Here is a 21,827-nt window from a genome sequence, read left to right as displayed (position 1 = left end):
TGTAATTTACATCTCCTTTTTGCTTAGTCCAATCTGTTGTTGGAGTTCTTCTATTTTCCGTTCTAACGTAGAACAACGATCTTCTACTGGATCTGGAATATTTTGATGATCTAGTTTTTGTTTCTTCTCTACTTTGATACCGTCTTGAATGACAATTTTCCCTGGAATGCCAACTACTGTAGCATTGGGTGGTACAGCTTTTAACACAACAGAACCTGCACCAATTTTGCTATTTGCACCAATCGTTATTGAACCAAGCACCTTTGCACCCGTTGCAACAAGTACATTATCTTCTAGTGTTGGGTGACGTTTCCCTTTCTCTTTTCCTGTACCACCAAGTGTAACCCCTTGATATAAGGTAACGTCATTGCCAATCTCACATGTCTCTCCAATAACAACACCCATTCCATGGTCAATAAAGAAACGGCGACCGATTTTGGCACCTGGATGAATTTCAATCCCAGTGAAAAATCTACTTACCTGAGAGATAAAACGTGCCATAAAGTAAAATTTCCTCTTGTAAAAAGCATGTGCGATGCGGTGTCCCCAAACCGCATGCAAACCAGAATAAGTTAGCACAACTTCCAAGGTGCTTCGTGCAGCAGGATCATTTTCAAAAATCGTCGCAACATCTTCCCTTATAGTTTTGAACATATATTCAAAGCTCCCCTCTTTTTTCAAAATAAAAACGCCTCTGCCCTATAGGACAGAGACGCTGGATATGCGCGGTTCCACTCTGGTTGGAAGCATCTAAAGAAATACTTCCCGCTTAAAGTCTATAACGGTGACTTACCGACTAAGCCTACTTAAAGTTCAGCTTAGTGCTCAGAGGTGCATTTCTGTATTACATTGGCTCAGACCACTTTCAGCCGGTGATGGTCCTCTCTAAAGAGCTTGCTCTACATACTTCTCCTCTTCAACGCTTTTTTATCGATAGTAGCTCCATTTTACAATGAAGCTGGAAAAAAGCAAACTAAATTACTTGATAAATTGTTCGACACGTTTAATGACAGTTTCTTTACCTAGTAATGCTATTGAGTTTGGAAGTTCTGGACCATGCATTTCACCTGTTGTAGCCACACGGATTGGCATGAATAGGTTTTTACCTTTGTGACCAGTTTCCTTTTGCACTGCTTTAATCGCTGCTTTAATAGCCGTTGGTTCGAATTCTTCTAAAGCCTCTAATTGTACTTTGAATGAAGCCATTACTTCTGGAACTTGTTCACCGGCTAATATTTCTCTTTCTTCTTCATTGTATGCAAGTTCCTCCGTAAAGAACAATTGAGATAACTCAACAATTTCAGCACCGAAGCTCATTTGTTCATGATAGAGGCCGATCAAATCAGATGCCCAAGCATGTTGTTCTTCAGTTAACTCAGCTGGTAATAGACCTGCTTTTTGTAAATGAGGTAATGCCAGTTCTACTACTTTTTCTTGAGATAATTTTTTAATATATTGGTTGTTCATCCACGTTAATTTTTGTTTATCAAACATAGATGGAGATTTTGAAAGACGTTTTTCATCAAATAGGCGGATGAAGTCTTCTTTAGAGAAGATTTCTTCTTCGCCTTCTGGTGACCAGCCTAATAAACCGAAGAAATTAAACATCGCTTCTGGTAAATAACCAAGATCGCGATATTGCGAAACAAATTGGATAATAGATTCATCACGTTTTGATAATTTTTTGTGATTTTCATTAACAATTAAAGTCATATGACCGTAACTTGGAGCTTCCCAACCAAACGCATTAAAAATCATTAATTGTTTCGGTGTATTTGATAAATGCTCTTCACCGCGGAATACATGAGTCATTTCCATGAAGTGATCATCTAATACAACTGCATAGTTATATGTTGGAATTCCATTTGCTTTGACTAGTACCCAATCACCAACATCTTTAGATTCGAACGATACCTCACCTCGAACTAAATCATCGAATTTGTATGTAACTCCCTCAGGAACGCGCATACGGATTGTGAACGCTTCACCAGCAGCTTCTTTTGCTGCAACTTCTTCAGCAGATAAATGACGGCATTTCCCATTGTACATTGGAGCAGCTACACCATTTGACTTTTGTACTTCACGATCAGCTTCTAATTCTTCTGATGTACAGAAGCATTTATAAGCCATACCTTTTTCAATTAATTGATGAGCATGGTCACGATAGATGTCTAAACGCTCCATTTGGCGATACGGCGCATAAGGTCCACCGATATCAACTGATTCATCATACTCCAAACCTAACCATTTTAAGTTATCTAATTGAGAAGCTTCGCCACCCTCGATATTACGCTCGATATCTGTATCTTCAATACGAACGATAAAATCTCCGTTATGGTGTCTTGCGTATAAGTAGTTAAATAAAGCTGTACGTGCGCCACCAATGTGTAAATGTCCTGTTGGGCTTGGTGCATAACGAACACGAACTTTTTTAGTCATGATATAATCCTCCTAGTTTTCCTGCAAAAATTCACTTCGTTCATTTTACCACTGCAAGTTTAAAATTTAAAGGAAGTCATTTTTTATTAGTAAAATGGTTGCCATTGAAGCAATTCCTTCTTCGCGACCTGTGAATCCTAATTTTTCAGTAGTTGTTGCTTTGACATTTACTTGATCCGGTTCTGCATTTAAGAGTTCCGCAATTCGATTACGCATAGGTTCAATATATGGTGCCATTTTAGGTCGTTGTGCCATGATTGTGCAATCTACATTACCAAGTACATATCCTTTACTTTCAACGATTTCCCAAATATATTCTAATAACTTTGCTGAGTCAGCATCTTTAAATGCAGGATCTGTGTCTGGGAAATGACGACCGATATCCCCTTCTCCGATTGCCCCCAAAGCAGCGTCCGTTATTGTGTGTAATAAAACATCAGCATCCGAATGACCTACTAAACCTTTTTCATGAGGAATTGTAATACCTCCGATAATTAATGGTCGACCTTCTTCAAATGCGTGTACATCAAACCCTTGTCCTACTCGAAACATAGTTATCCTCCTATACGTTGGCTTAAAATCGCCTCTCCAAATATTAAATCTTCTTTTGTTGTTATTTTAACGTTATCGTAGCTACTTTCAACGATATGTACAACCTGACCTAAACGTTCGACTAACATAGCCTCATCGGTTCCTAAAAATTGATCCTTCTCAGCCGCATTTTCTGCTTCTTGTAAAATTGTAAACTGAAATGCTTGAGGTGTTTGAATCATCCATAAGTTAGAACGATCTACCGTCTCAACTATGACACCATTTTCAACTTTTTTCATCGTATCCTTTGTACGCACACCAGCAATTACCGCACCCTTCTCTTCTGCAGCCTCTACTAGCTTGTGAATAACCGGAATTGTGATAAACGGTCTAGCAGCATCATGAACGAGTACAATTTCACCATCTTCTACTTTTTTAACACAAGAATACACGCTATCTTGGCGTTCTGCTCCGCCATCCGGTAATGCTTTAACTTTTTTAATATTATATTTCACAAGGAGCGATTGGATATATTCTCGTTCTTCAGGTTTTACCGCTAACCAAATTCCCTTACATGCAGAGTCTTGTTCAAAGACCTCCAGTGTGTGGATTAATATTGGCTTTTCACGTAGTTCTAAGAACAATTTGTTATGTCCCGCACCCATACGCTTACCGCTACCGGCTGCAGGCAAAATAACGTCATATTGCTTCAAAATTTTCACGTCCTACTCATGGAAAAGGACAAGGCAAATTGCCCTGTCTCTTTTTGTTTTCTATTATGCTACTTTACCGCCACTTTTTGGTTTTGCAAAAATCATACGACCAGCAGAAGTTTGTAAAACACTTGTCACTACGACTACAATTGCTTGCCCAATATAGGATTTCCCTTCCTCAACGACAATCATTGTACCATCATCTAAATAAGCCACACCCTGATTGTGTTCCTTACCATCCTTGATAACAACTACATGCATTTCTTCACCTGGAATAACTACAGGTTTTACAGCATTGGCTAAGTCATTAATATTCAGAACAGCCACATTATGGAGGTCACATACTTTATTTAAATTAAAGTCGTTAGTTAAAATCTGACCACTCATTTTTTTAGCTAAACGAACTAATTTTAAATCCACTTCTTGAATATCATCAAAATCAACTTCTGTAATCAAAATATCCGTTGCCCGTTCATCCTGTAAAGTTCTTAAAATATCAAGACCTCGACGACCGCGGGTACGTTTAAGTGTATCTGAAGAATCTGCAATATGTTGTAATTCTGTTAACACAAACTGCGGAACGACTAATGTACCTTCTATAAAACCAGTTCTCGAAATATCAGCAATACGCCCATCAATAATAACACTCGTATCTAGTAGTTTATAAGCAGTTGCTGGTGTTTCTGAAGCAACTTCATCAGAACTTTTCTTTTTAGCTAAATTATTTGCTCTTGCTGCGGAAAACACATGAAGTAATTCATCACGTTTTTTAAAACCTACCTGAAACCCTAAATACCCAAGAACAATAGATAACAATATCGGTAAAACTGTCGTAATGACCGGAAGTTGTATACTATCAATCGAAAACCCAACAAAATACGCCACAATTAATCCTACAATCAAACCTAATGTGCCAAATAACAAATCACCAACTGGAGCTTTCAATAACTTGTCTTCCATCCAACGAATAAAACGGACACATGAATCGGAAAATAAAAATGAAAATCCAAATAAAATGAATGCGCCAATTGTAACTGACACATATGGATTATTTAGCCATGGGTTTGAGGATAAATGAATGAATTCGTATAATGGCGGTAAAAATAATAAACCCAACGTACCTCCGATAAATAAGAAAGCAACTTGAATAACTATTTTCAACAAAATGAACACCTCCTTTATAGTTTTAATTATACATAGTTTCCCTTTTATTTGCTCGGCAAACCCCTTGGACAATTCAAATCATTTTAATTGCTTGTTTTTTCTACTTTTCATTTTCAATCATCTAGAAAAAACAACTTTTTACACAAAAAACTTAATTTATAAATTAAACAAAATATGCTCTTTACAACAGAAATCCCTCTTGTTAATGACCATCCTTTAGTCAAATGTGACATCGTTATGTCACATTTCTTGAAATCGGTTACAATCTTCATATTCGAGAAAATTCACAACGCAAAACAGGAGGATTGTTATGAATCAAACAAAAAATATTAAAATAACAACTGCAGACCCATCAGGCATCGGACTTTTTGGACTAGCCATCGTTACACTTGTAGCCTCATCTCAAAAATTAGGGTGGACTGAAGGTGTGGGTCTAGTCATTCCCTGGGCAATATTCTTAGGCGGTATCGCACAATTTTATGCCTCTATACTAGATTCTAAACATAATAATACATTCGGTACTACTGCTTTCGGAGCTTATGGACTTTTTTGGATGGCAGTGGCTACTTCTTGGTTTGTTCAATCTGGAACTTTTGGATTAACGTTACAAGAAAGTGCTGATGTACATCAATTAGGGTTCGTATACATAGGGTACCTTGTTTTTACAATATTCATGACCATTGGTGCATTAGAAACAAATAAAGTACTATTTTTCATTTTCTTCTTAATCAATTTTTTATTTGTTGGCTTATCACTAAGTTCTCTTGGCATCATGGAACACGGCATGCACCTTCTAGCAGCTTATTCTGAGTTTGGCATTGCAATCCTATCTTTATACGGTGCTGGTGCAAATGTTTTGAACAAACATTTTGGTTTCGAATTTTTACCTTTAGGTAAACCTTTCGGAATTATTACTAAACCAGTAGAAAAAGAAAAAACCGCTCACTTACAAACAAATAACCAAACATTTTAGAAAAAGCGACAACCTTTTGGTTGTCGCTTTCATTTCACTACATCATAAATCGCGGAAGCAAAGTTTCAGCGCCTCGTTTACCGTCTCTACCCCAACTACTTCAATACCCGCTGGATAATCCCAACCCCCTATGTTAGAAGCAGGAACAATAGCTCGTTTAAAGCCTAGCTTTGCAGCTTCTTGAACACGCTGCTCCACACGTGATACACGACGCACTTCACCTGTTAAACCTACTTCACCAATAATACAATCTCCTGCACTCACAGCACGGTCCTGATAGCTTGAAACAATACTTGTTAAGACTGCTAAATCGATTGCCGGTTCATCTAATTTTACGCCACCTGCTACTTTAATATATGCATCTTGAGCTTGTAACAACATACCCATACGTTTTTCAAGTACTGCCATCAACAAGGATACACGATTCTGATCAATGCCTGTAGCCATACGTTTCGGATAGTTGAAGCTTGAAGGTGTCACTAAAGCTTGGATCTCAACCAGTATTGGGCGTGTCCCTTCCATAGAGGCAACGACACTAGAACCCGCAGCCCCTTGCGAACGTTCTTGCAAGAACAATTCAGAAGGATTTAATACTTCTTTTAAACCACCCTGTAGCATTTCAAAGATGGCAATTTCATTCGTTGATCCAAAACGGTTTTTTTGGCTACGTAATATTCTATACGTATGATGACGCTCTCCTTCAAAATAAAGAACCGTATCTACCATATGTTCTAAAATACGTGGACCTGCTATTTGCCCTTCTTTCGTTACATGTCCAACAAGAAAAATAGCAATATTTTTTGTCTTAGCAATTCGCATTAACTCAGCAGTACATTCACGCACTTGTGATACACTACCTGGTGCAGAAGTTACTTCTGGATGATGTACGGTTTGAATGGAGTCAACAATGACAAACTTTGGTTGAACTTCCTCTATTGTTTGATTTAAAAACTCCAAATTCGTTTCAGAGTAAATATATAACTCAGCTGACTTCACACCTAGTCGCTCTGCACGTAATTTTGTTTGGCGAATAGATTCCTCACCTGAAATATAGAGTACCCTATGACCTTTATTAGAAAGCAACGCCGAAACTTGCAAAAGTAGTGTGGATTTACCGATTCCAGGGTCGCCACCAATTAACACTAAAGAACCTGGCACTACTCCTCCACCAAGTACACGATTTAACTCATTTAGTTCCGTTTCAACTCTAGGTGCATCTTCTGTCTCAATCGAAATAATTGGCATAGCCTTTTGAGAAGTACTTGATGAGTGCTGGAACGCTCCTCTAGGTCCTTTAGAAATGACTTCTACTTCTTCCACCATCTTATTCCATTCACCGCACCCAGGACATCTTCCCATCCATTTTGGTGATTCATAGCCACAAGAATTACATAAAAATTTCGTTTTCTTTTTAACCATATTTCCTCCCACTAATACTTCTATTGTTCTCTCTATTATAAAACAAGGCACTCCAAACATGTTGTTCGGAATGCCCTGCTTTTTCAGACCTTTGATGAACTAAGTAGCTAACTACACAATTTCATCGTTAGAATGAATTATTTTGTTACAAACTCTTTAATATTTACAACAAACTCATCGTTTTCAACATCGAAAATGACACGCTGACCTGTTAGCACTGTTCCTTTTAAAATCTCTTCAGATAAACGGTCTTCCACATGTTTTTGTATTGCTCGACGTAAAGGACGAGCACCATACTGTGGATCATAGCCTTCTTTAGCGATTTTATCTAAAGCTGCGTCAGTTAACTCTAGTTCGATATTTTGTTCTTGCAAACGTTTTGTCAATTGTTTTGCCATTAGTGCAACGATTTTCGTTAATTCTTCTTTTTGCAATGCATGGAAGACAATCATCTCATCAATACGATTTAAGAACTCAGGGCGGAATGCTTTTTTCAATTCTGACATTGTAACACTCTTATTATCTTTGTGTATGTCTTTTGCATTAGCTGAGCTAAAACCGAGTGATTTTCTATATTGAAGTTCTGAAGCACCTACGTTTGATGTCATGATAACAACTGTATTTCTAAAGTCTACTACGCGTCCCTTAGAATCTGTTAAACGACCATCTTCTAATACTTGTAATAGAATATTGAAAACATCTGGATGTGCCTTTTCAATTTCATCAAGTAAAATAACTGAATATGGTTTACGACGGACTTTTTCTGTCAACTGACCGCCCTCTTCAAATCCTACATATCCTGGAGGTGAGCCAACAAGTCTCGAAGTCGAATGTTTTTCCATGTACTCAGACATATCAACTCGGATCATAGAATCTTCATCACCAAACATTACTTCTGCTAATGCACGAGCAAGTTCTGTTTTACCAACACCAGTTGGTCCAAGGAAAATAAATGAACCGATTGGACGCTTCGGATCTTTTAACCCTGCACGTGCACGGCGGATTGCTCTAGAGATGGCTTCAACTGCCTCAGTTTGACCAACAAGGCGTTTGTGCAACTCTTCTTCAAGGTTTAGCAATTTAGCAGATTCCTCTTGTGCTAACTTCGATACCGGTATCCCCGTCCACACAGAAACTACTTCGGCCACGTCATTAACAGTTACTTTGGATTCTTCTTTACCTTGCTTTTCTTTCCACGTTTTCTTTGTAGATTCTAATTCTTCTTTTAATTTTTGTTCAGTATCGCGAAGCGAAGCCGCTTTTTCAAATTCCTGACTTTGAACAGATGCGTTTTTCTCTGATCGAATCGCTTCTAGTCTTTGCTCAAGTTCTTTTAAGTTTGGAGGAGTTGTATAAGAACGCAACCTTACTTTTGATCCCGCTTCATCAATTAAATCAATAGCCTTATCTGGTAAGAAACGATCCGAAATATAACGATCGGACATTTTCGCAGCCGCATCAATGGCTTCATCCGTAATTTTCACACGATGATGCGCTTCGTAGCGATCACGTAAACCTTTAATAATTAGTATGGCTTCTTCAACAGTTGGTTCATCGACTTGAATTGGTTGGAAACGGCGCTCCAATGCTGCATCCTTTTCAATGTATTTACGATATTCATCCAATGTTGTAGCACCGATACATTGTAATTCCCCACGCGCTAGAGATGGCTTCAAGATATTCGATGCATCAATAGCACCTTCTGCTCCACCTGCGCCAATTAATGTGTGTAGTTCATCAATAAAGAGAATAACATTACCTGCTTGGCGAATTTCATCCATCACTTTTTTCAAGCGATCTTCAAATTCACCACGGTATTTTGTACCCGCCACGACTGTTCCCATATCAAGTGTCATAACACGTTTATCTCGTAAAATTTCAGGTACTTCATTGTTTACGATTTGTTGAGCTAAGCCTTCTGCAATTGCCGTTTTACCGACACCTGGTTCCCCGATTAAAACTGGGTTGTTTTTAGTACGGCGTGATAGCACCTCAATAACTCGTGTAATTTCCTTACTACGGCCAATCACTGGATCTAAGCTGCCATCTCTTGCAACTTGAGTCAAATCACGTGCCAAGCTATCTAAAGTTGGTGTACTTGCAGCTTGTGTAGCACTATTTGCATTTTGTGCATGATCATGACTACCTAACAGCTGTAACACTTGTTGGCGCGCTTTATTTAAACTAACTCCTGCGTTGTTTAAAACACGAGCTGCTACGCCTTCTCCTTCACGAATAAGGGCTAATAATAAGTGCTCTGTACCAATATAAGAGTGACCTAGTTTACGTGATTCATCGACAGATAGTTCGATTACTTTCTTTGCACGAGGTGTGTAATGCACGATTGGACCAACGTCTTTTGTACCTACACCAACTAGCTCCTCAATACCTTCTTCTATCATTTCAGAGCTAATATCAATTGCTTCAAGCGCTTTAGCTGCTATACCGCCACCTTCACGAATTAAGCCAAGTAAAATGTGCTCTGTACCGATTGATTCATGTTTCATACGAATAGCTTCTTCTTGTGCCAATTGAAGCACCTTTTGTGCGCGTTGAGTAAATCGATTAAACATCATAAGAATCCTCTCCCTCTTCGTCAGATTGACCTTTTTTTAATTCTCTATTGCATTGCAATCGTTCTCGCAACAAACTTGCTCGGTACACATCTCGTTCGTTTGGTTGAAGTGTAGTACCTGCATGTTGTTGTAAAAAGCCAGGCTGCATATAAAGCATACATTCGTTCAAAACAGCAATAGGTATATTCTGGATTATACCCAAATATATACCCAATCGAACGTTAGATAAACAATTTGCTGCTTCTTCGCTCGTTAAAATTCTGGCATATAGTAAAGTTCCCAATGAACGATTGAGACGATCCGCTAAAGCGATTGATGCATGTTCTATTAATGCAGTACGTGCTTCTGTCTCTTTTTGAATAATTTGTTCAGTTACACTTTGTAAGTCTAATAAAATATCCTTTTCTGATTTACCAAGTGTGATCTGATTGGAGATTTGATAATAATTGCCTACCGATTCCGTCCCCTCACCATACATTCCTCTCACAACCATACCAAGTCGTGGCATCGTACTTATGAGAGAACCAATTTGGTTTGTCATAGTTAATGCAGGTAGATGCATCATAATAGACGCCCTCAAACCCGTTCCTGTATTTGTAGGGCAACTTGTTAAATAACCAAATGTATCATCAAAAGCATACGGTAAATGATGCTCTAATAGACGATCAATTTGATCTGCGCTTTTATAAGCTTTTTCTAGTTGTAGACCTGGCTGTAAACATTGTATACGAATATGATCCTCTTCATTAATCATTACGCTAATCGATTCATCTTTTGACAGCAAAACCGATCCAACTCTCTCTTTATCTGCAAGCTGAGGACTGATTAAATGTTTTTCTACTAATACTTTACGCTGTAATGCAGGCATGTCATGCAATGAAAAATAAGAGAACTGAAAATGTTGTTCTTCCTCATCATCTGCATCAATCAATACATTCGAAACAGCTTTATCAATTTGCATTGCCTCTTCATCAGAAAAAGCTCTTGGAAAACGGAAATCTGTTAAGTTACGAGCTAACCTGATGCGAGTACTCATGACGATATCACCATATTGTCCTTCTTCTTGCATCCAATTGGTCGTTGGATTGTGTAAAAAGTGCTCAATGTTCATCTTGAGACTCACCCCCTACTTGTAACTTTTTTTCAAGAGTACGGACATTATCCCGCATTGCCGCTGCATCTTCAAACCGCTCTTCCTCTATGGCCACTTTCATGTCCAACCGAATTGCCTCGATTTGTCTTTTTAATTGGTATAGCTCATTAATAGATCCTGGCACTTTTCCAATGTGTTCCACTGCTCCATTATGCAAACGTTTTAATACCTGAGGTAACTGCTCTTTAAAAGTTTCATAACAACCAGGGCAATTAAATTTTCCCTCGTTCAAAAATTGATGGTATGTCATGCCGCATTCAGGACAATTCTCCTGTTCCTGCATTTTCTGCTCATTTACATTTGGTGCTGCAACTGACCAACTCGGTGTACCAAACCAATTTGAAAAAAGTTTATGCATTGAAATTGGATCGGCATTAAAATCGAGGTTCAAATGGAAAGAATCAAGTTGTTTATTGCACACTTCACAGAAATGCCTTGTCGTTTTTTTGCCATTCTTCATTTGTGTCACCGTGATAGTGGCCGGTCTTTGTTTACAGTTTTCACAAATCATACCCTCGCACCTCTTTTACAATTGCTTGTCATATTTTATAGTCAGTAGCATTGCTTGTAGGATACGCGCGCGAAGCTCATCACGTACCGGTAAATTTATTCGTAACACAGAACGATCAAGAGCTGCTAACATCATTTTAGCTTCTCTTTTCGTAATTACACCTTCGTCAATTAAACGGAAAATTAAATCATTCGTCATAGTTTGTGAAGCACCTTCGTTCACTTGCTCAATCACTTGGTCAATTAAATCCGCCTTTGAACTAGCTTTAACACGTAAAATTCTTATATATCCTCCACCGCCACGTTTACTTTCAACTAAATAGCCACGCTCGGCGGTAAATCGAGTATTTATCACATAATTAATTTGGGAGGGTACGCATTGAAATTTATCAGCAATTTCACTCCGTTTAATCTCAATATGTCCCTCTCCACCTAATTCGATAACCTCTTTCAAATAACCTTCTATTATGTCAGAGATATTACGCATTTCAAATTCCACCTCGCTTGCATCACTGACTTTGACTATCTTTGACTATATTTGATTACATTATACACAGCCTAATAAAAAACACGCAATTGAAATGCTCATTGAAATGTGTAAGGTACCTGTTTAGCCTCGAGAAGCACCCATACCTTCAAATCGAAAATGTCTTTTCAGTTTTCGTTCAAGAAAGTGGCAGTTACCTCGGAGCCATGTCGAGGCTGGTGAGCAGAAGAAGTACTAAAAACACTCATTTTAAGGAAGATCGTAAATCTTAGTCGTCCCATCGTAACAGTTGCTCGAAAAACATCCTACTTTCTCAAGATACCCGTTTCACTTATCTAATATTCGGTCAAAACAAAAACCGCGACAGCAATTGCCATCGCGGTTTTTCAAATCAATACCATTTCCCAACAATCGGGTAATTCCACTCTGTATCATTAAGAGCCTTTACAATACCTATTACTGGAATGACAACGCCCATAATCAAAAAGACTACTAAGAACGGAAGTCCAATTAATAAAAAACTAAATATCCCTGATACAATGACTAATACCCACATAACAAATTGGAACAATAGCGCTTGAATGGACAAACGCTTAATCTGTTTATCTTCAATAAAAATATAGAATAGGATTGGCACTAAACACGGCGCAAAAAATGCACTTGCGTGAAGAATCACTTTTAACCCTTTAGATTCCACTTAGAGCAACTCACTTTCATAAATTAATATGTTTCTTATTCTATTTATACGATTAAAAAATCCATTAGTTTCATATCCTCATAAAAAAAAGGAACATTCTTTATTTCGATTCGTCCTCTGAAGTAACAAAAGTAAGAGAGGAGTTTTTCCTTTGAAAAAAGCATTATTATTCATCGGTAGCATCGCATTATGCTTAATCATTTTCATTGTAATGCCTTATTGTTTATTGAAAAATTCATTTTCAAATGATTGCGAATCTAAAACTTCCTCATGCTCTAAAACCATTGAGCATAAAATAAAAATCATCAATTCAATAAGTGAGTCAGATGTTCTGTATCAAGATCAGAATACTATCGAAGACTCAACCGATAAAAGTCATCGAGATCAATTTTTATCAAGCCTTTTCCTAAGTGATAAATAAATACCATAAAATATATAAGAGGGCAGCTATGCATAAGCGCCCTCTTTTTTATTTCTATTTATCTTATGTTTCATTCAGCATCTTCCCGTGACAATACGATACCGTTTATGAGAGGATAGTTATACACTAGTTGAAATGAGGACGATCTATGATTCGGACCCTTGGCATTACTAATAATCAAGAACTAAAAATTAATTTTCCGCTAGAAGAATTACGAAATAATCCTTTTGAATGGTATTGGGTTGATTTTGATGAACCTACTGTGGAAGAAGAACTACTGCTAGACACATTCTTTCACTTTCACCCACTAGCTATTGAAGACTGTTTAATGCGATTACAACGACCAAAACTCGATTATTATGACGACTACCAATTTTTGGTTGCGCATAAGTTAAACGAAGAAACCTTTGAAGCCGAAGAGGTCAATATGTTCGTTTCCGAAAAATTTATTGTGACTTTTCATAAATCGCCAGTTCCTGAATTTGATATCGTCCGTTCACGTATACATGATCAACCACAGTATTGGGAAAGTGGCGCTATTTTCGTCGCTTATCAAGCAATAGATAAAATCGTAGATAGCTATTTCCCAATGGTCTACAACATTGAAGATCATTTAAATACAATTGAGGACGAGCTAAATTATCAAAGCAACACAAAATCTATGCGCTATGTATTTGATTTACGTAGTGATTTACTTCATATTCGACGTACCATTTTACCTATGCGCGACCTTTTATATCGTATTTTAAACTCCGAACGCTTTACATTGATCAAATCCGAACGTGCTTACTTTGTCGATATTCATGACCATTTGATAAAGCTAACAGAAATGGTTGAATCAAACCGTGAGCTTACTGCTGATATGCGAGATAGTCATATGTCTATGAATGCCAGTCGCATGAACGGCATTATGATGATCTTGACCATTATCTCATCTATTTTCATTCCACTAACCTTTATAGCTGGTGTATACGGTATGAACTTTGAAAATATGCCCGAATTACATTGGCATTACAGCTACTTTATCGTTCTAGCTATTATGCTTATTATTGCCATATCTATGTTAGTTTGGTTTAAATACAAAGGTTGGTTCGACTTATTCAAACCATAAAAAAACGCAGGCTCTCCACAATTTAAGGAGAGTCTGCGTTTTACTTTAGTTCATCGTCTTTAGCATCTTTTAAACCAAATAATACAAAAGAAATGGCACCCGAAAATAATGCTGCACCTAAGGCAATCATTATACGTGAGTTCAAAGGAACGTCTGTATAATCCTTATTCAATAACATCAACGCCGATACCACTACAACTGCCATTATTGGTAAAGCAAATTTCATCCCTCGCTTACGATCCATTGACCAATACATCCTTTTCATCAAGACATTTCTTTTATTGTAGCATGGACAACCTACAAGAACACGGTGAAATAATATGTGACATCGTTTGTTCACTTCTCTGTGTCAGTTTTAAAGGTGCTTTTTTATAAGTAGATCCATCAAATACTCGGCGCATTACTTTATACCTCTAATATTAACTTCAAAATTCCTTATTTATTAATTAAATATTACTAAATTCTCAATAAAAAGAAATCTATATTATGTCTATAGATACGTTAAAAATGGTAGAATAGAATCATCATAAACTAAACTTCGCTTATAGTAGAATGGAGAAATTGACGTGTCAATTTGGACAATGAGAAGAACAAGAAAAGAAAAAGAACCCTATTTTCAAACAGAGAACTATATGAATCGAGTTACTTTAAACGTAACTAGACATCATGATATACAAAAACAATTTCAATTATTAGATCTAACTAAGCAAGATTTAGCTATTTTAAAACAACTACAACCATTGACTCAGGAACTCATCAACGAAATGGTTGAGAAATTTTATGAAGCTATTAGCCAATCTGATACTTTAGTGGGTATTATTCAAAAGCATTCTAAAATCAACAAATTAAAAGTAACATTAACACGTCACCTATCTGAAATGTTTGAATGTAATATTAATGATGATTACATTGAACAACGCAAGATTATCGCACAAGTACACGTTCGCATAGGCCTACAATCGAAGTGGTATATTAATTCATTCCAATCTTTAACTACCTCTTTCATTCATTTTGTTAATAGTCTAGATCTAAGTGCAAAGGAGTCGACTTTAGCAATTAGTGCATTTTCAAAGTTAATAAATCTCGAACAACAGCTAGTTATTGAGGCTTATGAAAATGAACAAGATCGTATTAGGGATAATTCAGATGAAAAGCAACAAAAAGTTGTCATCTCAGTTCAAAGTACGGCACAAGAGCTTAGTGCTATTAGCCAAGAAACAACTGCTTCTCTACAATCTTTAGCTAGCCAATCAGATGACATTGCTCAATCAACTCAACAAGGCTTAATGTTCGTAACTTCTACTCAAGAAAAATCTGATAGTGGCAGAGAGCTATTAGACGCACAAACAAAATTGATGAACAAAATGTCTTCAAGCGTCACTTTATTAGATGAGACTATGAATAGACTACGTATTTCTTCTAATGAAATCACACAAATTGTTCGTCTAGTAACAGACATTGCAGATCAAACTAATTTGCTTGCATTAAATGCGTCGATTGAAGCAGCTCGCGCGGGCGAACATGGTAAAGGCTTCGCTGTCGTAGCTGATGAAGTACGTAAATTAGCTGAGGAAACGAAGAGTGCTGTTCGAAATGTATCACTTCTTATTAAAGACACTGAAAATAACATTGAGAATATGTCCAGTTCAGTTAAGGATGTCGATGTTCAAATCTCTAAAGGTGTTGAAATGCAAAGTACCCTTTCTCAATCATTTAACATAATTGCAGAGGCGGTTGCAGGTATAAAAGAAAAAAATGAAAATACTACTAAAGACATTACTAGTATTTCTCATTTACTTGAAGATTTGAGCCAAGGAGCTGCTCAAGTATCTGCATCATCTGACCATCTAATTGAAATTACAAGCCAATTAAATTAATAAAAACAGGCTGTTCGCTATGAGTTTCATAGTGAACAGCCTGTTTTATACTATTGATAAAATCTCTTTATTCCATAAAAACCACCAAATATAAAGAGAACTCCAACTAATATGATTGCTATAATGCACATCATTTCTGACATCATTTATCCGCCCTAACTACACTCTATTACGCTGTAATATCTCGTTTAGTGAAAACAATATAACTAATCACCATGAAAATAATTACATAAACAGATAACACGGCTAACGCTAATGCCATTGTTGTACCTTCAACTATCACATAACCATTTACAAATTGTGTTAAATCCGTATATGTGAAGAATAAATATTTTACTATTTCATATTTGCTTAAGAAAACAACAATAGTACTTCCCATAAACCATAGGAACATTGAAATCCCAATTGCTAATGCATTTGAACGGAAAACAGATCCAATCATAAATGCAAATGTTGCAGTTACGAATATATTAACTGATGAAATTAAATATAAATACAATGAGCGTAGCCAAATTGACTGTTCTACCACTTCACTGCCATTCCATTTCAAGTAACTTTCACCACTTGTATCAAATAACATAAAACCAATTATGGTGGAAGTAATCCACGTGACTGCTGCCATTACTATTCCAAATAATAATACTGTCGCGAACTTAGAAGTGAGTATTTTCCAACGTTTTACTGGTCTCGTTAATAGCATTTTAATTGTGCCTTCTGAAAATTCAATTGCCACAATTCCGGCTGCAATAACGACAACAAACATTGTAACTAGCGACAACATACCACTAGAGTTTAACACAAAACTTTCCGTACTCATGTCACTTTCAGGTGCAATATCATTTTTCAAGCGATACTCTGAAATACTTTTTTGCTCGATTAGATCTTCTTTTTCATCTTTAGATAGACCATCTTCTTTTAGCATTTTGTCATTTTCAGCAACAATAGCCTTTTCCTGTTCTTTCCAACTCAACTTTGGTGCATCTTTTCCTTCAGCATTTTCTATTGTCACTGTTCCACCTGTTGAATCCTCCGTAGAGCCATACTTAGAGGATATCCACTTATTTAACCCAGCCATACCAATTACTATTACTATGAGCATGATTAACATAATCCAAGTGGCTTTTTTACGCCATAACTTCATCCACTCATTTTGAATTAGTTTCAGCAATTTGGCCACCTCCTGTCATTTCTAAGAATTGATCTTCTAACGTTTTATGATAAGGATTTATTGCATAAATATTAATGTCACTTGCAACAAGCGACTGCACTATTGCTGGAATTTGTGTTTTCTCTGCCTGTACAAGCCATCCCTTTTCATGCTGTTCAAAAGCAATACCCGCATCAGCAAAGACTGTCGTAATATTAGCATTTTGTTCTGTTTCAATATAATAGTGTGACTGCTCATCATCTTTCATTTCACGCATATCAATTAACTTACCATTTTGGATAACTGCAATTCTGTCACACATTAATTCTATTTCAGAGAGTAAGTGGCTTGATACGAAAACAGCGACGCCTTCCTCCTCCGCAATTTTACGTAAGTAGTTACGGAATTCTCGAATACCTGCTGGATCCAAGCCATTCGTAGGTTCATCTAATATTAAAAACTTCGGTTTATTTAGCAAAGCCTGTGCTAAACCTAAACGTTGACGCATCCCTAACGAGTACGTCGATACCTTTTCACGAATACGATTTTCTAAACCTACTTGGCGAATAACTTCGTTAATTCTCTCTTTTGTTACGTTTTTATTCATACGAGCGAAATGTTCCAAGTTTTTATAGCCCGATAAGTATTTATACATCTCAGGGTTTTCTACGATTACACCTACTTTGCTAATCGCTTCCTCAAAATGATTTTGGACCGACTGCCCATCGATGAAAACCTCACCGCTCGTCGGCTTCATAAGCCCTACCATCATACGGATTGTTGTCGTTTTCCCAGCACCATTTGGTCCTAAAAAGCCCGTAATTTGACCGGGATACAAAGCTAAATTTAAATCATGGATAATCTTCTTACCTTTAATTGTTTTTGATAAATTCTTGAGTTCAACAATTGGTTTATTGTCCAACTTTGTCACCTTCCTTCAATAAATTTTTCAACCATGTAATCGTATCTTGGTTGTATATTTCACGGATGTTTTCAATTTCTTCCTGACCTACAATCCTTCCTTTTTGAAGAACGATAATACTATCCAACAAAGGCTCAACTTCCCTAATTTCATGAGTCGAAAGAAAAATTGTTTGTGTTTCTGAATCTGTAAATTGAATTAGCCCTTTAATCAAATTCTCTCGTACAAGTGGGTCAAAACCCGAGAATGGTTCATCCATTAAATAATAAGATGCATCTCGCCCTAGTGTAGCTGCCATCTTCACACGCCCACGACTACCCTTTGACATATTCTTTAATTTTACATCTAATGAAATATTCAAAAATTGCGCCACAATACAAGCTTTGTCATAATGGAAGTCTACAAATTGCGTGTCGTAATATCGAAAAAGTTCTTCTCCCGTAAAGTATGGATAAAATAAATCCAAGTCAGGTAAGTAAGCGATGTGCTCAGCACTTCCTCGATTTGACCTTCTACCATCTAGCTGTACTCTTCCACTCGTAGGATGTAATAAACCAGCAATGATTTTTAGCAGTGTAGATTTACCACTACCATTTTCTCCAGCTAACCCAATAATTTTTCCTTTTGGAATGGTAAAAGAAACATCGGATAATACAGTTTTTTTGCCATATTTTTTTGAGACTTTATCAACTGTAATTATACTTACTCACCTCGTTCCTTTGATTGCAGTACCTCTATCATTTCTCTTTGAGTAAAGCCTAATGACTCCATGTTATGAATAAAGCTTTCAACTAATCCTAGCTTCATCTCTTCGCGTAATTCAGCTAGTCGCTCACGGTTTTCCGTCACGAATGTACCTTGACCACGCTTCGTTTCCGTAATATCCATTTGCTCCAACTCCTTGTATACACGCTGCATTGTATTCGCATTAACCCCGGCTTCAACAGCATACTCCCTAACTGATGGAAGGCGATCTCCCGATTTTAAGCTTCCACGAATAATATCACCGCATATACGATCTACAAGCTGTTGATAAATTGGTTTATCCTTCAAAAAATCTACACTCATCGTTGTTCAACTCCTCGGTCGAACCACTTTAACGCTATAACGTAGAAGAGAATTGTTACGATGGCATAAAATAGAATAGAACCTAAATAAAGATTCTGAATTTCTAGTGTGCCTGGGATATCAGTAATCTTTGGTACCACTTTCTCAACTACAGTCGATTTGATTTCAAACGTATAAAGCCACTTTTCCATCCATGCTAGCTCTAACATTTTTGACCAAAGTAAAGTGGCTACAATTCCAACGACCACGGTAATAAACCCAGTAAATTTCCCTGTGTAATGTCTCATTTTCATATGGAAAATCCATAACAATAACACGACAACAAACATAAACAACGAGTTTGAAACGAGTAGAAGTAGAAGATGGATCCCAAGTAAAATTAACTCTCCTAATTCAGCTATATGGCTAGCTACTAGCAAAGTAATACCCAATACACCCAACACGGTAAACACAACAATTTCAAAAAGGATACTAAAAGCAATTTTAGAGCTTATAATTTGCCCCGTCGTAGCAGGTGTATGTAACCAGACGTCTATTCTTTTAGCATCTTGATTTAAACTGATACAGAATTGGATCAATACGATAAAACTCTGTAAGAGCACCCATAAACCTGTCAACACAAGTGCGATTCCTACATACATCCCATCCCAGTCGAACATCTTCATAAGTCCTACCGGTATCAGAAAAATTGTTACCACAGTGGCCAATATAACTCCCCATATCCAAGAACGATATAATAACCATTCTCTTTGAAAAAGGCCTTTCCATTTTTCCATAAGTATCCCTCACATGTTCCAGTGTACTAGTAACATAGTACACCTAAAAAAAGGGAAAAAGCAAGTAATATTGTATTTTAATTACTAAACACCTGGTCAAAATGTTATTCATTTAAACGTTTCATCCCATGCTATTACTAAGTTTACTTCACCCTAAAATAGCATCTATTTTTTTCTGAATTTGCGTTTCTTTCTCCTCTGTCATTTCAAAACGCTTCCAAAGTTCATCACAAGTAGCAATCACTTGATTCAATGTTTGTTCTACGTGCCTTTGTGATGATTTAATACGCGAATGCAAAGACCATTCAGAGAAGATATCATCGAACACATAGTCTGCAAATGTTATAAATGAACCTCTATCGACTTGTAAATTTCCAGCTTGGATTTCCTTCACATCTAATAATTCTGTTTGAAAATTTTGAAGTGCGACCTGCGCTTTATGTATAGCATTTTCGGTATCATCTAATTCACCATGTTTTAAAGCAGTCGCAATAAAACCACCTCCTAAAAACGTATCCCATGTAGAATAGCCTTCAGCATTATCTAATCGTTTTAAAGCAAACTGCAGTGATCTCTTTGCTACGTCCCCAGCTTTCATTGCTTCTTTAATTTCCCGGCGTAAAGTCGTTAGTAGCGTTCTTTCTTCATACAAGTCTCCCAATAGACGACACTCTGGTAAATTATTTTTGAAAATAAAATCTTCCTTTTCCTTAATAATTGCAGACCATCTGTCTTCAATATTTTGCCATCTAGGGTTATAAAGTTCTGTTTGTATCTCTGCTAAATCAGCTTGTAAAGTCTCTTTCATCTTCTCAGCCTCACGCCACTTCGCTTCGGCTGATGCCATTTCCGACAATTCCTTTAATCGAATTTCATCCTGCTTGCCTGTCCAAGTTCTAAACATATTTAAAAACGAAAATCGATCTAGTTTATCGACATCCTTTGTTTCTTTCTGTAACTTTCTATAATATCTTTCTGAACGTCTTCCTATCTCTTCAAGTTGTTCTTGAAGCGCAATTTGACGACGCAAAACTTTATCTCTTTTATCCATTTCAAGCTTTAATTCTGCTTGTCGACCGTCTATTTGTTGCAACATTTATTCAACTCCCCATAATTGCCTTTTATTAACATACGAAAAAGTAATGAAATGGTTTCAGTTATTTTGATAAACTAATAGAATAATCGTGAGAGGGTGATCTTTTTGGTTACTTTATATATAACAAGACATGGACAAACAGAGTGGAATGTAGCAAAGAGGATGCAAGGTTGGTCTGACTCCCCTTTAACAGAAAAAGGACATCAAGATGCGGAGAAATTAGCTCAAAAATTAAAGAATACTCCTTTCTCAGCCGCCTATATTAGTCCAAGCGGGCGCACTGTACAAACAGCAGAAATTCTTTTAAAGGAACGCGAAGTGACAACCATTTTAGACGATGATTTAAGAGAGATTAATGCGGGAGAATGGCAAGGAATGACTTTAAGTAATATTGAATCCTCATTTCCCACCCAGTATGTGGCATATTATGAGCAGCCCGATCAGTTCAAACCCACATCCGGGGAAAGTTTCCACGATGTTGAAAAGCGGGTTCTTTCAGTTTTAAATCGTATAATTGAAGCAGACCTAGAAGGAAACGTCTTAATCGTTACACATAGCGTTGTAAAAAAATTACTTATAAACTATTTTAAAGGGAATTCATTAAACTCTCTTTGGGATCCCCCTTTTATACACGGTACGAGCTTAACCGTTGTAGAAATAGATAGTGATGGACAAGCCACTTTTAAAATGATTGGTGACACTTCACATTTCGAATAAAAAAAACCGTCCTTCTATACATGACATGAT

General features: G+C 36.9%; 23 protein-coding genes and 1 other annotated feature. Of the genes, 5 read left to right on the top strand and 18 right to left on the bottom strand.

Going from position 1 to position 21,827, the window contains the following annotated elements; genetic code table 11:
- Positions 1 to 6 precede the first annotated feature (6 nt).
- From cysE to BK137_RS14020, 5 genes are all read right to left on the bottom strand, one after another.
- On the bottom strand, positions 7 to 654 hold the full coding sequence (gene cysE / locus BK137_RS14040; protein ID WP_038179016.1) for a serine O-acetyltransferase: 648 nt from the start codon (positions 652 to 654) through the stop codon (positions 7 to 9).
- A gap of 51 nt (positions 655 to 705) precedes the next feature.
- Positions 706 to 929, bottom strand: a binding site (T-box leader).
- 49 nt (positions 930 to 978) lie between these two features.
- On the bottom strand, positions 979 to 2,439 hold the full coding sequence (gltX, locus tag BK137_RS14035) for a glutamate--tRNA ligase (protein WP_038179013.1): 1,461 nt from the start codon (positions 2,437 to 2,439) through the stop codon (positions 979 to 981).
- Between the two features lie 66 nt (positions 2,440 to 2,505).
- The gene (gene ispF, locus BK137_RS14030) at positions 2,506 to 2,991 is read right to left on the bottom strand and encodes a 2-C-methyl-D-erythritol 2,4-cyclodiphosphate synthase (RefSeq protein WP_038179011.1); all 486 of its coding nucleotides are present in this window, start codon (positions 2,989 to 2,991) and stop codon (positions 2,506 to 2,508) included.
- 2 nt (positions 2,992 to 2,993) lie between these two features.
- On the bottom strand, positions 2,994 to 3,683 hold the full coding sequence (ispD, locus tag BK137_RS14025) for a 2-C-methyl-D-erythritol 4-phosphate cytidylyltransferase (RefSeq protein ID WP_038179009.1): 690 nt from the start codon (positions 3,681 to 3,683) through the stop codon (positions 2,994 to 2,996).
- A 63-nt stretch (positions 3,684 to 3,746) separates the two neighbouring features.
- Positions 3,747 to 4,847 carry a PIN/TRAM domain-containing protein gene (locus BK137_RS14020; protein ID WP_038179007.1) on the bottom strand — a complete coding sequence of 367 codons (1,101 nt, stop codon included), beginning with the start codon at positions 4,845 to 4,847 and terminating at the stop codon, positions 3,747 to 3,749.
- A 310-nt stretch (positions 4,848 to 5,157) separates the two neighbouring features.
- Here BK137_RS14020 and BK137_RS14015 point away from each other — a divergent pair, with 310 nt between their 5' ends.
- Positions 5,158 to 5,820, top strand: a complete 663-nt coding sequence (locus BK137_RS14015; RefSeq protein WP_038179005.1) for an acetate uptake transporter — start codon at positions 5,158 to 5,160, stop codon at positions 5,818 to 5,820.
- A 42-nt stretch (positions 5,821 to 5,862) separates the two neighbouring features.
- Here the strand turns inward: BK137_RS14015 and radA are convergent, their stop codons facing one another.
- The 6 genes from radA to BK137_RS13985 all read right to left on the bottom strand — a co-directional run bounded on the left by radA (position 5,863) and on the right by BK137_RS13985 (position 12,662).
- A complete protein-coding gene (radA, locus tag BK137_RS14010; RefSeq protein ID WP_038179003.1) occupies positions 5,863 to 7,239 on the bottom strand; it encodes a DNA repair protein RadA in 1,377 nt (458 codons plus the stop codon).
- A 137-nt stretch (positions 7,240 to 7,376) separates the two neighbouring features.
- A complete protein-coding gene (locus BK137_RS14005; RefSeq protein WP_038179001.1) occupies positions 7,377 to 9,815 on the bottom strand; it encodes an ATP-dependent Clp protease ATP-binding subunit in 2,439 nt (812 codons plus the stop codon).
- On the bottom strand, positions 9,805 to 10,926 hold the full coding sequence (gene mcsB / locus BK137_RS14000; protein WP_038178999.1) for a protein-arginine kinase McsB: 1,122 nt from the start codon (positions 10,924 to 10,926) through the stop codon (positions 9,805 to 9,807). Before mcsB ends, BK137_RS14005 begins: the two co-directional genes overlap by 11 nt.
- On the bottom strand, positions 10,916 to 11,479 hold the full coding sequence (locus tag BK137_RS13995; RefSeq protein WP_038178997.1) for a nucleotide excision repair protein: 564 nt from the start codon (positions 11,477 to 11,479) through the stop codon (positions 10,916 to 10,918). The genes mcsB and BK137_RS13995 overlap by 11 nt, the downstream gene beginning before the upstream one ends.
- A gap of 15 nt (positions 11,480 to 11,494) precedes the next feature.
- Positions 11,495 to 11,965 (bottom strand): CtsR family transcriptional regulator, encoded by a 471-nt coding sequence (locus BK137_RS13990; protein WP_038178995.1) that lies wholly within the window; start codon positions 11,963 to 11,965, stop codon positions 11,495 to 11,497.
- Positions 11,966 to 12,356: 391 nt separating this feature from the next.
- Positions 12,357 to 12,662 carry a DUF4870 domain-containing protein gene (locus BK137_RS13985; protein WP_038178993.1) on the bottom strand — a complete coding sequence of 102 codons (306 nt, stop codon included), beginning with the start codon at positions 12,660 to 12,662 and terminating at the stop codon, positions 12,357 to 12,359.
- A gap of 151 nt (positions 12,663 to 12,813) precedes the next feature.
- On the opposite strand from BK137_RS13985, the gene BK137_RS13980 reads away from it, so the two are divergent.
- The gene (locus BK137_RS13980; RefSeq protein WP_038178991.1) at positions 12,814 to 13,083 is read left to right on the top strand and encodes a hypothetical protein; all 270 of its coding nucleotides are present in this window, start codon (positions 12,814 to 12,816) and stop codon (positions 13,081 to 13,083) included.
- 148 nt (positions 13,084 to 13,231) lie between these two features.
- The gene (gene corA, locus BK137_RS13975) at positions 13,232 to 14,194 is read left to right on the top strand and encodes a magnesium/cobalt transporter CorA (protein ID WP_038178989.1); all 963 of its coding nucleotides are present in this window, start codon (positions 13,232 to 13,234) and stop codon (positions 14,192 to 14,194) included.
- Positions 14,195 to 14,234: 40 nt separating this feature from the next.
- Here the strand turns inward: corA and BK137_RS13970 are convergent, their stop codons facing one another.
- Positions 14,235 to 14,438, bottom strand: a complete 204-nt coding sequence (locus BK137_RS13970) for a hypothetical protein (protein ID WP_038178987.1) — start codon at positions 14,436 to 14,438, stop codon at positions 14,235 to 14,237.
- 322 nt (positions 14,439 to 14,760) lie between these two features.
- Here BK137_RS13970 and BK137_RS13965 point away from each other — a divergent pair, with 322 nt between their 5' ends.
- On the top strand, positions 14,761 to 16,071 hold the full coding sequence (locus BK137_RS13965; RefSeq protein ID WP_235175665.1) for a globin-coupled sensor protein: 1,311 nt from the start codon (positions 14,761 to 14,763) through the stop codon (positions 16,069 to 16,071).
- A gap of 169 nt (positions 16,072 to 16,240) precedes the next feature.
- Here the strand turns inward: BK137_RS13965 and BK137_RS13960 are convergent, their stop codons facing one another.
- The 6 genes from BK137_RS13960 to BK137_RS13935 all read right to left on the bottom strand — a co-directional run bounded on the left by BK137_RS13960 (position 16,241) and on the right by BK137_RS13935 (position 21,080).
- Positions 16,241 to 17,248, bottom strand: coding sequence for an ABC transporter permease subunit (locus BK137_RS13960; RefSeq protein WP_235175664.1), 1,008 nt, complete (start codon positions 17,246 to 17,248; stop codon positions 16,241 to 16,243).
- Entirely contained in the window at positions 17,217 to 18,140 is a 924-nt protein-coding gene (locus BK137_RS13955; RefSeq protein WP_038178983.1) for an ABC transporter ATP-binding protein, read from the bottom strand. The genes BK137_RS13960 and BK137_RS13955 overlap by 32 nt, the downstream gene beginning before the upstream one ends.
- Complete coding sequence (locus BK137_RS13950) at positions 18,130 to 18,753, bottom strand: ATP-binding cassette domain-containing protein (protein WP_235175666.1); 624 nt, start codon at positions 18,751 to 18,753, stop codon at positions 18,130 to 18,132. The genes BK137_RS13955 and BK137_RS13950 overlap by 11 nt, the downstream gene beginning before the upstream one ends.
- Before the next feature lie 89 nt (positions 18,754 to 18,842).
- Positions 18,843 to 19,208, bottom strand: coding sequence for a GntR family transcriptional regulator (locus tag BK137_RS13945; protein ID WP_038178979.1), 366 nt, complete (start codon positions 19,206 to 19,208; stop codon positions 18,843 to 18,845).
- Positions 19,205 to 19,984 carry a hypothetical protein gene (locus BK137_RS13940; RefSeq protein ID WP_038178977.1) on the bottom strand — a complete coding sequence of 260 codons (780 nt, stop codon included), beginning with the start codon at positions 19,982 to 19,984 and terminating at the stop codon, positions 19,205 to 19,207. Before BK137_RS13940 ends, BK137_RS13945 begins: the two co-directional genes overlap by 4 nt.
- A 148-nt stretch (positions 19,985 to 20,132) precedes the next feature.
- Positions 20,133 to 21,080 carry a hypothetical protein gene (locus BK137_RS13935; RefSeq protein WP_038178975.1) on the bottom strand — a complete coding sequence of 316 codons (948 nt, stop codon included), beginning with the start codon at positions 21,078 to 21,080 and terminating at the stop codon, positions 20,133 to 20,135.
- 96 nt (positions 21,081 to 21,176) lie between these two features.
- Here BK137_RS13935 and BK137_RS13930 point away from each other — a divergent pair, with 96 nt between their 5' ends.
- Positions 21,177 to 21,797: a histidine phosphatase family protein gene (locus BK137_RS13930; protein ID WP_235175663.1), complete on the top strand. Its 621-nt coding sequence runs from the start codon at positions 21,177 to 21,179 to the stop codon at positions 21,795 to 21,797.
- Positions 21,798 to 21,827: the final 30 nt, after the last annotated feature.

Origin of the sequence: Viridibacillus arenosi, assembly GCF_001955655.1 — a bacterium.
Taxonomy (GTDB): domain Bacteria; phylum Bacillota; class Bacilli; order Bacillales_A; family Planococcaceae; genus Viridibacillus; species Viridibacillus arenosi.
This window is presented reverse-complemented; position numbering and strand designations above follow the sequence as displayed.

Coding starts and splice junctions, on each gene's coding strand:
- cysE (WP_038179016.1), bottom strand. CDS start 654: ATGTTCAAAACTATAAGGGAAGATGTTGCGACGATTTTTGAAAATGAT.
- gltX (WP_038179013.1), bottom strand. CDS start 2,439: ATGACTAAAAAAGTTCGTGTTCGTTATGCACCAAGCCCAACAGGACAT.
- ispF (WP_038179011.1), bottom strand. CDS start 2,991: ATGTTTCGAGTAGGACAAGGGTTTGATGTACACGCATTTGAAGAAGGT.
- BK137_RS14015 (WP_038179005.1), top strand. CDS start 5,158: ATGAATCAAACAAAAAATATTAAAATAACAACTGCAGACCCATCAGGC.
- radA (WP_038179003.1), bottom strand. CDS start 7,239: ATGGTTAAAAAGAAAACGAAATTTTTATGTAATTCTTGTGGCTATGAA.
- BK137_RS14005 (WP_038179001.1), bottom strand. CDS start 9,815: ATGATGTTTAATCGATTTACTCAACGCGCACAAAAGGTGCTTCAATTG.
- mcsB (WP_038178999.1), bottom strand. CDS start 10,926: ATGAACATTGAGCACTTTTTACACAATCCAACGACCAATTGGATGCAA.
- BK137_RS13995 (WP_038178997.1), bottom strand. CDS start 11,479: ATGATTTGTGAAAACTGTAAACAAAGACCGGCCACTATCACGGTGACA.
- BK137_RS13990 (WP_038178995.1), bottom strand. CDS start 11,965: ATGCGTAATATCTCTGACATAATAGAAGGTTATTTGAAAGAGGTTATC.
- corA (WP_038178989.1), top strand. CDS start 13,232: ATGATTCGGACCCTTGGCATTACTAATAATCAAGAACTAAAAATTAAT.
- BK137_RS13970 (WP_038178987.1), bottom strand. CDS start 14,438: ATGGATCGTAAGCGAGGGATGAAATTTGCTTTACCAATAATGGCAGTT.
- BK137_RS13945 (WP_038178979.1), bottom strand. CDS start 19,208: ATGAGTGTAGATTTTTTGAAGGATAAACCAATTTATCAACAGCTTGTA.
- BK137_RS13940 (WP_038178977.1), bottom strand. CDS start 19,984: ATGGAAAAATGGAAAGGCCTTTTTCAAAGAGAATGGTTATTATATCGT.
- BK137_RS13935 (WP_038178975.1), bottom strand. CDS start 21,080: ATGTTGCAACAAATAGACGGTCGACAAGCAGAATTAAAGCTTGAAATG.